Origin of the sequence: Streptomyces sp. NBC_00075, from assembly GCF_045041225.1 — a bacterium.
GTDB classification, from domain to species: domain Bacteria; phylum Actinomycetota; class Actinomycetes; order Streptomycetales; family Streptomycetaceae; genus Streptomyces; species Streptomyces adonidis.
This window is the reverse complement of sequence record NZ_CP108243.1, coordinates 1,627,361-1,640,975: the sequence shown is the minus strand read 5'-3', so window position 1 is coordinate 1,640,975 and position 13,615 is coordinate 1,627,361. Positions and strand designations below refer to the sequence as shown.

The window sequence follows — 13,615 nt, the reverse complement described above, 5'->3', positions numbered from 1 at the left end:
GTGAGTCGGTGATTTCAGAGGTCTGGACATCTGAACAACAGGGCATCCGGAAATCCGGACAACCTACGTCCAACTTGCGCGCACCAGACGGTAGTTGGCTGCTCAGCTGCCCCACAAGAACCGCGTGACGCGGTATCAGGACAACCTTGCTATTCGGCCGGGCAGGGCCACGCCGCCGATATCGACCACACCGCACCTTGACACCGCACCTCCGTGAGAACCGTTGGGAGTCCCAACGATAAACATATAACCGTTGGGAGGTCCAATGATTATTGGCTAGGCTTTTCTTATGTCTGCCGAACTTCGTTCGATACGCGTCCTCCCCAGCTGGATCCTGGGGAGGGCAGCCGACCGCGGGCGGGCGCTGGTCGCCGCCGCGCTGGCCCGTGAAGGGCTGAAGATGTGGCATCACGTGGTGCTCTCCGCCGTCGCGGAGCTGGGCCCGGTCGCGCAGGCCGAACTGGTGCGCGGGGTGGGGCTCGACGCCAAGGACATGGTCGGCGTGCTCAACGACCTCCAGGACGCCGGACTGGTCGTCCGCGCACCCGACCCGCACGACCGGCGCAAGAACGCGGTGACGCTGACCCCGGACGGACGGCGGCTGCTGGCCCGCTGCGAACGGGCCGCGCGCAGGGCCAACGACGAACTGCTCGCGCCGCTCACCGTCGTGGAACGCGAACTGTTGACGTCCCTGCTCACCCGGGTATCGGGCGCCGGGTAGCGGAGGACCGGTGGTAGAGGCGGGGCCCCAGCGGCGCAGGGGGCGCTCCCCGCCGTTCGGGCCCCGCCGCCGTGCCGCGGGGAAGCCGGTCAGTCCTGGCGGCCGGTCAGCCCTGGGAGGCCGCGGCCGTCAGGGCGATACGGTCCTCGCCCGCGTACACGTTCATGTTGGAGCCCCGGAGGAACCCCACCAGCGTCAGCCCCGACTCGGCCGCCAGGTCGACGGCGAGCGACGAGGGCGCCGAGACGGCCGCCAGCACCGGGATCCCGGCCATGACCGCCTTCTGCGCCAGCTCGAACGAGGCCCGCCCCGAGACCAGCAGGATCGTCCGGGACAGCGGCAGCCGGCCGTTCTGGAGCGCCCGCCCGACCAGTTTGTCGACCGCGTTGTGCCGGCCGACGTCCTCACGGATGTCGAGCAGCTCGCCCTCCTCCGTGAACAGGGCCGCCGCGTGCAGGCCCCCGGTCCGGTCGAACACCCGTTGGGACGCGCGGAGCCGGTCGGGGAGGCTCGCGAGCAGTTCGGGTGCCAGCCGGACCGGGGGAGCGCCTGCGCCGTCGTCGATGGGCCAGCGGGCCGTCGTACGGACGGCGTCCAGGCTCGCCTTGCCGCACAGACCGCACGAGGACGTCGTGTACACGTTCCGCTCCAGCGTGATGTCGGGCAATACCACGTCCGGGGCCGTCCGCACATCGACCACGTTGTACGTGTTCGAGCCGTCCTCCGTGGCGCCCGCGCAGTACACGATGTTCTGGAGTTCGCGCCCCTCGGCGAGCACGCCCTCGCTCACCAGGAAGCCGGCGGCGAGCGCGAAGTCGTCGCCCGGCGTCCGCATGGTGATGGCGATCGGCTTGCCGTTCAGCCGGATCTCCATGGGTTCCTCGGCGACGAGGGTGTCCGGACGGGCGGAGACCGCGCCGTCCCGGATGCGGATCACCTTGCGTCGTTCCGTGACTCGTCCCATGTCGTTGATCAGCCCCGGTTCTGTACGTGCTGGTGGGTGGCCTTCACGGTCTCATTGTCCTGCACGGGTGAGGTGCGACGGCCGAGCGGCGGAACCGTCGCGCGAATATTGTCTACAGTATGGATATTGTGTCGGCAAGGGGTGCGACGCGAGGCGAAGGATGCGCGTGGCTCGGAAGCGGCACTGCGGCCCATCCACGGATACCGTTCGTCCGGTCCGAACGACCGTTCGGCGCACCCCGGATACCGCTCACCGCATACGGTCGGCGAGTTCGACGGGCCGTCTTCCCAACGATGCGGCCGGTTCCTATCGTCCGGGATCATGAGTCCCCCCGTAGCGCCACCCGGCTGGAGCCGCTGGCTCGTTCCTCCCGCCGCCCTCTCGGTCCATCTCTCCATCGGCCAGGCCTACGCCTGGAGCGTCTTCAAGCCGCCCCTGGAATCCGCCCTCGGCCTCAGCGGCACGCAGAGCGCGCTGCCCTTCCAGCTCGGCATCGTCATGCTCGGCCTGTCCGCCGCGTTCGGCGGCACCCTCGTCGAGCGCAACGGCCCGCGCTGGGCCATGACCGTCGCCCTGGTCTGCTTCTCCTCCGGCTTCCTGCTCGCCTCGCTCGGCGCCGCCACCGAGCAGTACTGGCTGATCGTCTTCGGCTACGGCTTCGTCGGCGGCATCGGCCTCGGCATCGGGTACATCTCGCCCGTCTCCACCCTGATCAAGTGGTTCCCCGACCGGCCCGGCATGGCCACCGGCATCGCCATCATGGGCTTCGGCGGCGGCGCGCTCATCGCCTCGCCCTGGTCGGCGCAGATGCTGGAGTCGTTCGGCTCCGACAGCTCCGGGATCGCGCTCGCCTTCCTGGTGCACGGACTGTCGTACGCCGTGTTCATGTCGCTCGGGGTGCTCCTCGTCCGGGTGCCGCGCGGCGACAAGCCCGCCGCGGTCGGGGCGAGCGGGCCCAGTTCCCTCTCGGGCGTCCAGGTCTCCGCGCGCAGTGCCGTGCGGACCCCCCAGTTCTGGTGCCTGTGGGTCATCCTCTGCATGAACGTGACCGCGGGCATCGGCATCCTGGAGAAGGCCGCGCCCATGATCAAGGACTTCTTCGCGGACAGCTCCACACCGGTCTCGGTGTCGGCGGCGGCCGGCTTCGTCGCGCTGCTGTCGGCGGCCAACATGGCGGGCCGGATCGGCTGGTCGTCCACCTCCGACCTGATCGGCCGCAAGAACATCTACCGCGTCTACCTTGGTGTGGGCGCGCTGATGTACGCCTCGATCGCCTGGTTCGGGGACTCCTCCAAGCCGCTGTTCATCCTGTGCGCGCTGGTGATCCTCTCCTTCTACGGAGGCGGCTTCGCCACCATCCCCGCCTATCTGAAGGACCTCTTCGGGACCTACCAGGTCGGCGCGATCCACGGGCGGCTGCTCACCGCCTGGTCCACGGCCGGTGTCCTCGGCCCGCTGATCGTGAACTGGATAGCCGACCGGCAGGAGGAGGCCGGCAAGACCGGCTCCGCCCTGTACGGAATGTCGTTCTACATCATGATCGGACTGCTCGCCGTCGGCTTCGTCGCCAACGAACTCGTCCGTCCCGTCGACCCCCGCCACCACATCCCCGCACCGAAGGAGGCCGCCGATGTCCAGCGAGAGCAGTCCGTCTGAGAGCGCGGGACCGCCCGACCGGCGGCCCTTGATCGCGTTCGCCTGGGTATGGGTGGGGGCCCCGCTCTGCTACGGGGTCTACGAACTGGTACAGAAGGCGACACAGCTGTTCACGGGGTAGGTGTTCGGTCGCCGGGGAGTCTGATGGAAGCCGACAACCCTGCCGCGCGAATCCTGTGGCATCGCGTGCCGTCGTACTGGTGAGTCACTGATCAGACTGGTGGATCCCGCTACCGAAATGCAGTAAGGGGACCCACTCATGAACGGCTCGCGCATCGCCGCCGTCGGTCACTACCAGCCCGCCAAGGTGCTCACCAACGAGGATCTGGCGGGTCTGGTCGACACCAACGACGAGTGGATCAGAAGCCGGGTGGGCATCCGTACGCGCCACATCGCCGGCCCCGACGAGCCCGTCGACGAGCTGGCCGCGCACGCCGCCGCCAAGGCCCTCGCGGCGGCGGGCCTGGCCGCGAGCGACATCGACCTCGTCCTCGTCGCCACCTCCACGGCCGTCGACCGCTCGCCGAACATGGCCGCCCGGGTCGCGAACCGGATCGGCGTCCCCTCGGCGGCCACGATGGACCTCAACGTCGTGTGCGCCGGCTTCACCCACGCCCTGGCCACTGCCGACCACGCCGTACGGGCCGGGGGATCGCAGCGCGCCCTCGTCATCGGCGCCGACAAGATGTCCGCCGTGACGGACTGGACCGACCGCACGACCTGCGTACTCGTCGGGGACGGCGCGGGCGCGGCGGTCGTCGAGGCCTGTCCGGCACCCACCGAGGGGCTGGCCGGCATCGGGCCCGTGCTGTGGGGTTCCGTGCCCGAGATGGGGCACGCCGTACGGATCGAGGGCACCCCCTCGGTGTTCGCGCAGGAGGGGCAGAGCGTCTACCGCTGGGCCACCACCCAGCTGCCGCGTATCGCCCGCCAGGCCTGCGAGCGCGCGGGACTCGCCCCCGAGGACCTCGCCGCCGTCGTCCTCCACCAGGCCAACCTGCGCATCATCGAACCCCTGGCCGAGAAGATCGGCGCGGTGAACGCCGTAGTGGCCCGCGATGTCGTCGAGTCCGGCAACACCTCGGCCGCCAGCATCCCGCTCGCCTTCTCGAAACTGGTCGAGCGCGCGGAGATCACCACCGGCGACCCGGTCCTGCTGTTCGGCTTCGGCGGCAACCTCTCGTACGCCGGACAGGTCGTCCGCTGTCCCTGAGTGCCCCGGTGTCCGTGCGCCCTCCGGCTCCTGTGCACCGTGGACTGTAGACGAAAGACAATTCATACTGGCGTCCCGGCTGCTCTGCTCGGCGCTGACCCAGGGGGACCGCGATGTTCTCGACGACAGGACTGCCGCAGGGTGCGGTACCGAAGCTCGAACGTCCCGGTCCGCTGCGTGACCGGGTGTACGAGGCGTTGCTCGAACTGATCACCACCCGTGCCCTGCAACCCGGCCAGCACCTCGTCGAGAGCGAACTCGCCGGACACCTCGGGGTCTCCCGCCAGCCCGTCCGCGAGGCGCTCCAACGGCTCAACACGGACGGGTGGGTCGATCTGCGGCCGGCCCAGGGTGCCTTCGTGCACGAGCCGACGGAGGCGGAGGCCGACCAACTCCTCACCGTCCGCACCCTGTTGGAGGCCGAAGCCGCCCGCCTCGCCGCCACGGGTGGCGGCCGTGCCGGTATCGAGGTGCTGGAGCAGCTGTGCGCCGAGGGCGAGCGGGCGGTGGCCGAGGACGACGTGGACGGCGCGGTCGCCATGAACGCGCGCTTCCACGCGAAGGTCATGGAGCTGGCCGGCAACACGGTTCTGGCGGAGCTGGCGGCGCAGGTGGACCGTCGGGTGCGCTGGTACTACACGCCGGTGGCCCGGCAGCGTGGCCGGCAGTCGTGGATCGAGCACCGTGAGCTGATCGCGGCGATCGCGGACGGCGACGGGCAGCGGGCCACGGAGGTCATGCGCGCCCACACGGAACACACCCGCAAGACGTACCACGAGCGTCCGCGCGCCTGAGCGCTCCGCCGGGCTTCCGGCAACTGCCGTATCCGGGGCGTCCGCTGGCCGTGTACCGCATGCCCTACTTGCCGCGCAGCACCGCCTGCGTCTGTGTCGTCTGGCCCACCCGCCTGTCCTCGTCGTCGTACAGATCCGTCTGTACGACGACGAAGGACCGGCCCATATGCAGCGGCCGTGCGTCGGCCCTGACCTTGCCCGAGCGGACGCCACGGAAGAAGTTGGTCTTCGACTCCACCGTCGAAGTCCCCGCGCCCGGCGGCAGATTGAGGAACGCGCACACCGCGCCGACGGTGTCCGCGAACGCCATCAGCGCACCCCCGTGCAGGGTGCCGCCCACCGTGCACAGCCGCTCGGACCAGGCCAGCACGCCCGTGGTGCGCTCGGCCCCGGCCTCCTCCAGCTCGATGCCCAGCTCCCCCGCAAAGGGCAGCGCGGCGAGGATCGTGGCGGCGAGTTCGCCGGGGCGGGGAGCTTCGGGCGGCGTGGTCATGGCTGTCCTCTCACGGTGACGGGCGCGGGCCGAGCCAGTGTGGCCTCGCGGGCGGGCCGGGTCGATGACCCGCGAGGTAATGCGCCCGGTGCCGGTACGCGGCCCCTCCTTTGTCCTCTCAGAGGAAAAAGTGGGCGGCAATCTGTGCGCAACTTCTTCCCAGCCCCGGCAGCCGCTGCTACGTTCCACTCGAAAGCCCGGCGAAGTGGCCGGAAATCATGGCCGGTTGGTGCCTGACTAGGCGGGGAGGGGCTTGTGAGACGTATGACCGCACGACCCGCGAACGCCCATCAGGCCCGGCTGCTGCGGCTGTTGCGTGACGGTGGGCCCAACTCCCGGGCCCAGTTGGGGGACCAGGTCGACCTGTCCCGGTCCAAGCTGGCCGTGGAGGTGGACCGGCTCCTGGAGACGGGCCTGGTCGTGGCCGACGGACTCGCCGCCTCACGCGGTGGCCGCCGCTCCCACAACATCCGGCTCGCCCCCGCCCTGCGCTTCCTCGGCGTCGACATCGGCGCGACCTCGATCGACATCGCGGTCACCAACGCCGAACTGGAAGTGCTGGGACACCTCAACCAGCCCATGGACGTACGTGAGGGCCCGGTCGCGGTCTTCGAGCAAGTCCTGTCCATGGCGGCCAAGTTGAGGGCCTCCGGGCTCGCGGAGGGGTTCGACGGCGCCGGTATCGGCGTCCCGGGCCCGGTCCGCTTCCCCGAGGGCGTACCGGTCGCCCCGCCGATCATGCCCGGCTGGGACGGCTTCCCCGTACGGGAGGCGCTCAGCCAGGAACTGGGCTGCCCGGTCATGGTCGACAACGACGTGAACCTGATGGCGATGGGGGAGCAGCACGCGGGCGTCGCCCGTTCCGTGGGCGACTTCCTCTGCGTCAAGATCGGCACCGGAATCGGCTGCGGCATCGTCGTCGGCGGTGAGGTCCACCGCGGGGTGACGGGCAGCGCCGGCGACATCGGACACATCCAGGCCGTGCCCGACGGCCGCCCGTGCGCGTGCGGCAACCGGGGCTGCCTGGAAGCCCACTTCAGCGGCGCCGCACTCGCCCGCGACGCCAAAGAGGCGGCCCAGCAGGGACTTTCGGCGGAACTCGCAGCCCGGCTGGAGGCGAGCGGCGCCCTGAGCGCCGTCGACGTCGCCGCCGCCGCTGCCGCCGGGGACGCCACCTCGCTCGACCTGATCCGCGAGGGCGGCAACCGCACCGGCCAGGTCATCGCCGGCCTGGTCAGCTTCTTCAACCCCGGCCTGGTGGTGATCGGCGGCGGGGTGACCGGCCTCGGCCACACCCTGCTCGCCGCGATCCGCACCCAGGTCTACCGGCAGTCACTGCCGCTGGCGACCGGCAACCTGCCCATCGTGCTGGGGGAGTTGGGCCCCACCGCCGGAGTCATCGGCGCGGCCCGGCTCATCAGCGACCACCTGTTCTCACCCGCGTAGCCACTCCGTACCTACGGCTCGTCAGTCCCGTACCTACGGCTCACCAGTACAGCGCCCTGCTCTGCCCTGCTCGAAAACGCCTGCCCAGCAAGCGACTTGCCCACCTTGGGATCTGCCCTGCAACCGGCCCGCACGCCCGCCAAGGGGAACCGTCATGGCACCAGAACCACCGCTGCTCAGCATGTCCGGCATCACCAAGTCGTTCCCCGGCGTCCGGGCCCTCGACGGCGTCGACCTCGACGTCCAGGCCGGTGAAGTGCACTGTCTGCTCGGCCAGAACGGCGCCGGGAAGTCCACGCTCATCAAGGTCCTGGCCGGCGCCCACCAGCCCGACGACGGCACCATCACCTGGCGCGGCGAGCCGGTCACCCTGCGCTCGCCCATCGCCGCCATGCGCCTCGGCATCGCCACCATCTACCAGGAACTCGACCTGGTGGAACACCTGTCGGTCGCCGAGAACGTCCACCTGGGCCATGAACCCACGACCGCCGGATTCGTCGTACGAGGAAAGGCGGCCAGGGCCGCAACCGCCGCTCTCCTCAAGCGACTTGGCCACCCGGAGGTCGATCCCGGGCGGCTGGTGGGGGAGTTGTCGGCGGCGCAGCAGCAGATCGTGTCGATGGCGCGGGCACTCTCCCACGACGTACGGCTGATCGTCATGGACGAGCCGTCCGCCGCGCTCGACCCGGAGGAGGTCGACAACCTCTTCCGGATCGTCGGCGACCTGACCGCCGACGGGGTCGCCGTCGTCTACATCTCCCACCGACTGGAGGAGATCCGCCGTATCGGCGACCGGGTCACCGTCCTCAAGGACGGCCGGGCGGTGGCGGGCGGACTCCCCGCGAAGTCCACGCCGACCCGCGAGGTCGTCTCCCTGATGACGGGACGCAACGTCGAGTACGTCTTCCCGGAGCGGTCGGCGACCCCGAGAGACGCGGTCGGCACACCGGTCCTCGAAGTCCAAGGGCTCGCCAGGGAGGGCGAGTTCGCGCCCGTCGACCTCACCGTGCGACCCGGAGAGATCGTCGGACTCGCCGGGCTGGTCGGGTCCGGGCGCTCCGAGATCCTGGAGACGATCTACGGCGCACGCAAGCCGACAGCCGGTCAAGTCATCGTCGACGGCAAGGTGTTGCGGCCGGGCAGCGTACGGGCCGCCGTGCGCGCCGGACTCGGCCTCGCCCCCGAGGAACGCAAGGCGCAGGCCCTGCTGATGCTGGAGTCCGTCACCCGCAATGTGTCGGTCTCCTCCATGTCCCGCTTCGCACGCGGGGGTTGGATCGACCGGGGCGCCGAACTCGGCGCCGCCCGCGCCGCCACCCGCGAACTGTCGCTGCGGCCCGACAACCCCTCCGTACCCGTCCGCACCCTCTCCGGCGGCAACCAGCAGAAGGCGGTCCTCGCCCGCTGGCTGCTGCGCGGCTGCCGGGTCCTGCTGCTCGACGAACCGACCCGGGGCGTCGACGTCGGCGCCCGCGCCGAGCTGTACGCGGTGATCCGCCGCCTCGCCGACGAGGGCCTCGCCGTCCTGCTGGTCTCCAGCGAAGTGCCCGAGGTGCTCGGCCTCGCCGACCGGGTGCTCGTACTGCGCGAGGGCCGCGTCGTGCACACGGCACCGGCCCGCGAACTCGACGAACACCGCGTACTCGACCTCGTGATGGAAGGAGCCCCTGTGGCCAGCGCAAGCTCAGCGGCCGGCAGCTCTGTGGCCGACCGCTCTGCTGCCGGTAGCTCTGGTGCCGGTCGCTCTGCGGACGGTGGAAGGGGCCCGGCATCATGACGCAGCCCGTCTCCCCGCCGCGCGACAGCACCGACAAGGTCCCGTCGGCCGGTCAACTCCCCGCCTGGAAGGGCCTGGTGGCCCGCGCCGACGTCCGTACCCTCTCCCTCCTCGGCGTGCTCGCCGCGCTGATCCTCGTCGGCGGCATCACCAAGCCCGACGAGTTCCTCGACACCCGCAACCTCCAACTCGTCCTCACCCAGGGCTCGGTGATCGGTGTCGTCACCGTCGGGATGACCTTCGTCATCATGTCGGGCGGCATCGACCTGTCGGTCGGCGCGATCGTGGCACTCGCCTCGGTCTGGGCGACCACCGTCGCCACCCAGGAGTACGGCTTCGCGGGCATCCTCTTCACCGCGGTGCTCGTCGGAGTGGGCTGCGGCCTGGTCAACGGGCTGCTCATCGCGTACGGCGGGATGGTCCCGTTCATCGCCACGCTCGCCATGCTGGCCTCGGCGCGCGGACTCGCCCTCCAGATCACGGACGGCAAGACGCAGATCGTCACCATCGACAGCGTCCTGGACCTCGGCGAGCGCGACGCGTACATCCTCGGCATCCCGCCGCTGGTGCTGGTCTTCGCGGTAGTGACGATCATCGGCTGGCTGATCCTGAACCGCACCACCTTCGGCCGCCGCACGGTCGCGGTCGGCGGCAACGCGGAGGCGGCCCGTCTGGCCGGCATCGACGTACGCCGCCAGCGCCTCTACCTCTATCTGCTGTCCGGACTGTGCTGCGGGATCGCCGCCTTCCTGCTGATCATCCTGTCCGGGTCGGGCCAGAACACCAACGGCAACCTGTACGAGCTGGACGCCATCGCCGCCGCGATCATCGGCGGCACCCTGCTCAGCGGGGGTCGCGGCACCATCGTCGGCTCCGTCCTGGGCGTCCTGATCTTCACCACGATCACCAACATCTTCGCCCTGAACAACCTACAGAGCGACGTACAGCAGATCGCCAAGGGCGCGATCATCGTCGCCGCCGTGCTCGTCCAGCGCCGTACCGCAAGCACGACCTGAGGGAAGGGTTCACCGCCATGCCAGAGTCGACGCCTTTCACGAGCCGCAGAGGGCTGCTCTTCGGGACCGCCGCCGTCGGGGCGGGAGTCCTGCTCTCCGGATGCACCAGCAACGAGTCCGACGACGAGCCCGCGTCGAACGACCAGCCGGCCGCCGCCGACACCCCCGGCAAGGCCGTCACCATCGGCTTCGCCGGACCGCAGGCCGACCACGGCTGGCTCAACGCGATCAACGACAACGCCAAGAGCCGCGCCGAGAAGTACTCCGACGTGACCCTGGAGATCACCGAGGGCTCCAACGACACCGCCGCGCAGATCGGCCAGATCGAGACGCTGATCAACAAGAAGGTCGACGTGCTGGTGATCCTGCCCGCCGACGGCAAGGCGCTCACCCAGGTCGGCCTCAAGGCGATGCGTGCCGGAATCCCGGTCGTCAACCTGGACCGTATCTTCAACACCCCGCAGGCGTACCGCTGTTGGATAGGCGGCGACAACTACGGCATGGGCCTCAACGCCGGTCACTACATCGGCGAGCAGCTCAAGGACGTGGACGGCGCCAAGGTCATCGAACTCGCGGGCCTCGACAACCTGGAACTGACCCAGCAGCGCACCAAGGGTTTCGACGACGCCCTGAAGAACTACCCGAACATCAAGAAGGTGGCCCGCCAGGCCGCCGAGTTCACGGTCGAGTCGGGCCAGGCCAAGATGGCCCAACTCCTCCAGGCCCAGCCCGAGTTCAACGCCGTGTGGAACCACGACGACGACCAGGGCGTGGGCGCGCTCCGCGCCATCGAACAGGCCGGTCGCGACGACTTCCTGATGGTCGGCGGCGCAGGCGCCCTCTCCGCCTTCCAGGCCATCAAGCAGGACAACGGCGTCCTGAAGGCGACGGTGCTCTACCCGCCCACCATGGCCGCCTCGGCCATCGACCTGGCCCGCGCCCTCGGCCAGGCCAAGGGGGTGAGCGGCCTCGCCGAATTCGAGATCCCGTCGTCGATCACGCTCTACTCGGCCGTCGTGGACAAGACCAACGTCGACCAGTACATGCCGACGGGCTTCAAGTAGCGGGACTGGGCCGGGGCTGGGGGCGATCTCTCAGGCGTGCGGTTCTGCCGCGCCCCAAGGGGGCGCGGGGAACTGCGCGACCAGCCACAACGAACCCGCAGCCGACCCGCCTGGACCAACCCCCCACCACCCGAGGAGGACCTCCGCATGGCACAGCCGCAGGCAGACGCAGACAAGCCGGCACTGGGCGTCGGCATGATCGGATACGCGTTCATGGGCGCAGCCCACTCCCAGGGCTGGCGTACCGTGGGCCGCGTCTTCGATCTGCCGACCCGCCCGGTGCTCGCAGCGATCTGCGGCCGTGACGCCGACGCCGTCAAAGCCGCGGCGGACCGCCACGGCTGGGCGGCGGCCGAGACCGACTGGCGCGCCCTGCTCGAACGGGACGACGTCGACGTGGTCGACATCTGCACCCCCGGCGACAGTCACGCCGAGATCGCCCTCGCCGCCCTCGCCGCAGGCAAACACGTCCTGTGCGAGAAGCCCCTCGCGAACTCCGTCGAGGAGGCCGAAGCCATGGTGGCGGCGGCCGAACAGGCCGAGCAGCGCGGCCAGTTGGCGATGGTCGGCTTCAACTACCGCCGCCTCCCCGCCACCGCACTCGCCCGTTCCATGGTCGCCGAGGGCAGGCTCGGCAGCCTGCGGCACGTCCGGGTGACGTACCTTCAGGACTGGCTGGTGGACCCGCAGTTCCCGCTCACCTGGCGGCTGCGCAAGGAGGCGGCCGGGTCGGGCGCGCTCGGCGACCTGGGCGCCCACATCGTCGACCTCGCCCAGTACCTCGCGGGCGAGGAACTCGCCGGAGTCTCCGCCCTCACCGAAACCTTCGTACGGGAACGCCCGTTGCCCGGCGGTCCGACGAGCGGCCTGTCCGCCGCCGCGACCGCCGGCGTCGGAGAGGTCACCGTCGACGACGCGGCCCTGTTCACCGGCCGCTTCCCCTCGGGCGCCCTCGCCTCCTTCGAGGCCACCCGGTACGCGACCGGCCGCAAGAACGCCCTGCGCATCGAACTCAACGGCGAACACGGCTCGTTGGCCTTCGACCTGGAGCGCCTCAACGAACTCGCCTACCACGACGGCACCGAACCCGGCACGCACGCGGGCTTCCGCCGCATCCTCGTCACCGAACCCGACCACCCCTACCTGGACGCCTGGTGGCCGCCGGGCCACGGCCTCGGCTACGAGCACAGCTTCGTCCACCAGGCCCGCGACCTCGTGCACGCCATCGCGGCGGGCAGCCGGCCCCGGCCGTCCTTCGCGGACGGCCTCCAGGTGCAACGCGTCCTGGCGGCGGTCGAGGAGAGCGCGGAGAAGAACTCCGTCTACACGCCCATCAAGGTCTCACCCACCACGGCCCCACCCACCACGGTCTCGCCCGTATCGGTCTGAGGAGGCTCGACGAGCATGCCGCGCGATTTCACTCTCTTCACCGGCCAGTGGGCCGACCTGCCCCTCGAAGAGGTCTGCCGCCTCGCCCGTGACTTCGGCTACGACGGACTCGAACTCGCCTGCTGGGGCGACCACTTCGAGGTCGACAAGGCCCTCGCGGACCCCTCCTACCTGGACGGCCGCCACCAACTCCTCGACAAGTACGGCCTCAAGTGCTGGGCGATCTCCAACCACCTGGTCGGCCAGGCTGTTTGCGACGCCATCATCGACGAACGCCACCAGGCGATCCTGCCCGCCCGCATCTGGGGCGACGGCGAGGCGGAGGGCGTACGGCAGCGTGCGGCTGCCGAGATCGCCGACACCGCACGGGCCGCCGCGGCCTTCGGTGTCGACACCGTCATCGGGTTCACCGGCTCCGCGATCTGGCACCTGGTCGCGATGTTCCCGCCCGCCCCTGAGTCGATGATCGACCGCGGCTACCAGGACTTCGCCGACCGCTGGAACCCGATCCTGGACGTCTTCGACGCCCAGGGTGTGCGGTTCGCGCACGAGGTCCACCCGAGCGAGATCGCCTACGACTACTGGACAACCCAGCGCGCCCTGGAGGCAGTTGACCACCGGCCCGCGTTCGGGCTGAACTTCGACCCCTCGCACTTCGTGTGGCAGGACCTCGACCCGGTCGGCTTCCTGTGGGACTTCCGCGACCGGATCTACCACGTCGACTGCAAGGAGGCCCGCAAGCGGCTCGACGGCCGCAACGGCCGCCTCGGCTCGCACCTGCCCTGGGGCGACCCGCGTCGTGGCTGGGACTTCGTGTCGGCGGGCCACGGCGACGTCCCCTGGGAGGACGTCTTCCGGATGCTGCGTTCCATCGACTACCGGGGGCCCATCTCCGTGGAGTGGGAGGACGCCGGCATGGACCGGCTCCAGGGCGCCCCCGAGGCACTGGCGCACCTCAAGGCGTACGACTTCGAGCCGCCGTCGGCCTCGTTCGACGCGGCGTTCGGCAGCAACGACTGAGCCCTTCCTGAGTACTTCCCGAATGTTCCGGAGTACTTCCCGAATTGTTCCGGGGTGACGGC

At 70.2% G+C, this 13,615-nt stretch carries 12 protein-coding genes; 10 read left to right on the top strand and 2 right to left on the bottom strand.

Annotated features, from left to right (window positions below):
* The first annotated feature begins 289 nt into the window (after nt 1–289).
* Nucleotides 290–721, top strand: a complete 432-nt coding sequence (locus OG787_RS07040) for a MarR family winged helix-turn-helix transcriptional regulator (protein ID WP_369031251.1) — start codon at nt 290–292, stop codon at nt 719–721.
* A 106-nt stretch (nt 722–827) separates the two neighbouring features.
* On the opposite strand, the gene fdhD is transcribed toward OG787_RS07040, so the two are convergent.
* Complete coding sequence (gene fdhD / locus OG787_RS07035) at nt 828–1,685, bottom strand: formate dehydrogenase accessory sulfurtransferase FdhD (protein ID WP_405534592.1); 858 nt, start codon at nt 1,683–1,685, stop codon at nt 828–830.
* Between the two features lie 321 nt (nt 1,686–2,006).
* Here fdhD and OG787_RS07030 point away from each other — a divergent pair, with 321 nt between their 5' ends.
* From OG787_RS07030 to OG787_RS07020, 3 genes are all read left to right on the top strand, one after another.
* Nucleotides 2,007–3,341, top strand: a complete 1,335-nt coding sequence (locus OG787_RS07030) for an OFA family MFS transporter (RefSeq protein WP_369031249.1) — start codon at nt 2,007–2,009, stop codon at nt 3,339–3,341.
* A gap of 259 nt (nt 3,342–3,600) precedes the next feature.
* Nucleotides 3,601–4,554 carry a beta-ketoacyl-ACP synthase III gene (locus tag OG787_RS07025; RefSeq protein WP_369031248.1) on the top strand — a complete coding sequence of 318 codons (954 nt, stop codon included), beginning with the start codon at nt 3,601–3,603 and terminating at the stop codon, nt 4,552–4,554.
* A 113-nt stretch (nt 4,555–4,667) separates the two neighbouring features.
* The gene (locus OG787_RS07020) at nt 4,668–5,348 is read left to right on the top strand and encodes a GntR family transcriptional regulator (RefSeq protein ID WP_369031247.1); all 681 of its coding nucleotides are present in this window, start codon (nt 4,668–4,670) and stop codon (nt 5,346–5,348) included.
* A 64-nt stretch (nt 5,349–5,412) separates the two neighbouring features.
* On the opposite strand, the gene OG787_RS07015 is transcribed toward OG787_RS07020, so the two are convergent.
* A complete protein-coding gene (locus OG787_RS07015; RefSeq protein WP_405534591.1) occupies nt 5,413–5,841 on the bottom strand; it encodes a PaaI family thioesterase in 429 nt (142 codons plus the stop codon).
* 264 nt (nt 5,842–6,105) lie between these two features.
* Between OG787_RS07015 and OG787_RS07010 the strand changes: the two genes are divergently transcribed.
* The 6 genes from OG787_RS07010 to OG787_RS06985 all read left to right on the top strand — a co-directional run bounded on the left by OG787_RS07010 (nt 6,106) and on the right by OG787_RS06985 (nt 13,553).
* The gene (locus OG787_RS07010; RefSeq protein ID WP_369031245.1) at nt 6,106–7,287 is read left to right on the top strand and encodes an ROK family protein; all 1,182 of its coding nucleotides are present in this window, start codon (nt 6,106–6,108) and stop codon (nt 7,285–7,287) included.
* Between the two features lie 154 nt (nt 7,288–7,441).
* The gene (locus OG787_RS07005; RefSeq protein WP_405534590.1) at nt 7,442–9,064 is read left to right on the top strand and encodes a sugar ABC transporter ATP-binding protein; all 1,623 of its coding nucleotides are present in this window, start codon (nt 7,442–7,444) and stop codon (nt 9,062–9,064) included.
* Entirely contained in the window at nt 9,061–10,080 is a 1,020-nt protein-coding gene (locus OG787_RS07000) for an ABC transporter permease (RefSeq protein WP_405534589.1), read from the top strand. The genes OG787_RS07005 and OG787_RS07000 overlap by 4 nt, the downstream gene beginning before the upstream one ends.
* A 17-nt stretch (nt 10,081–10,097) precedes the next feature.
* On the top strand, nt 10,098–11,144 hold the full coding sequence (locus OG787_RS06995; protein WP_369031242.1) for a substrate-binding domain-containing protein: 1,047 nt from the start codon (nt 10,098–10,100) through the stop codon (nt 11,142–11,144).
* 147 nt (nt 11,145–11,291) lie between these two features.
* The gene (locus tag OG787_RS06990; RefSeq protein WP_369031241.1) at nt 11,292–12,533 is read left to right on the top strand and encodes a Gfo/Idh/MocA family protein; all 1,242 of its coding nucleotides are present in this window, start codon (nt 11,292–11,294) and stop codon (nt 12,531–12,533) included.
* Between the two features lie 15 nt (nt 12,534–12,548).
* Nucleotides 12,549–13,553, top strand: a complete 1,005-nt coding sequence (locus tag OG787_RS06985) for a sugar phosphate isomerase/epimerase family protein (RefSeq protein ID WP_369031240.1) — start codon at nt 12,549–12,551, stop codon at nt 13,551–13,553.
* Nucleotides 13,554–13,615 lie beyond the last annotated feature (62 nt).

Excerpts from the sequence above, each read along its gene's own strand:
- OG787_RS07040 (WP_369031251.1), top strand. The coding sequence starts at position 290 with ATGTCTGCCGAACTTCGTTCGATACGCGTCCTCCCCAGCTGGATCCTG.
- fdhD (WP_405534592.1), bottom strand. The coding sequence starts at position 1,685 with ATGGGACGAGTCACGGAACGACGCAAGGTGATCCGCATCCGGGACGGC.
- OG787_RS07030 (WP_369031249.1), top strand. The coding sequence starts at position 2,007 with ATGAGTCCCCCCGTAGCGCCACCCGGCTGGAGCCGCTGGCTCGTTCCT.
- OG787_RS07025 (WP_369031248.1), top strand. The coding sequence starts at position 3,601 with ATGAACGGCTCGCGCATCGCCGCCGTCGGTCACTACCAGCCCGCCAAG.
- OG787_RS07020 (WP_369031247.1), top strand. The coding sequence starts at position 4,668 with ATGTTCTCGACGACAGGACTGCCGCAGGGTGCGGTACCGAAGCTCGAA.
- OG787_RS07015 (WP_405534591.1), bottom strand. The coding sequence starts at position 5,841 with ATGACCACGCCGCCCGAAGCTCCCCGCCCCGGCGAACTCGCCGCCACG.
- OG787_RS07010 (WP_369031245.1), top strand. The coding sequence starts at position 6,106 with ATGACCGCACGACCCGCGAACGCCCATCAGGCCCGGCTGCTGCGGCTG.
- OG787_RS07005 (WP_405534590.1), top strand. The coding sequence starts at position 7,442 with ATGGCACCAGAACCACCGCTGCTCAGCATGTCCGGCATCACCAAGTCG.
- OG787_RS07000 (WP_405534589.1), top strand. The coding sequence starts at position 9,061 with ATGACGCAGCCCGTCTCCCCGCCGCGCGACAGCACCGACAAGGTCCCG.
- OG787_RS06995 (WP_369031242.1), top strand. The coding sequence starts at position 10,098 with ATGCCAGAGTCGACGCCTTTCACGAGCCGCAGAGGGCTGCTCTTCGGG.
- OG787_RS06990 (WP_369031241.1), top strand. The coding sequence starts at position 11,292 with ATGGCACAGCCGCAGGCAGACGCAGACAAGCCGGCACTGGGCGTCGGC.
- OG787_RS06985 (WP_369031240.1), top strand. The coding sequence starts at position 12,549 with ATGCCGCGCGATTTCACTCTCTTCACCGGCCAGTGGGCCGACCTGCCC.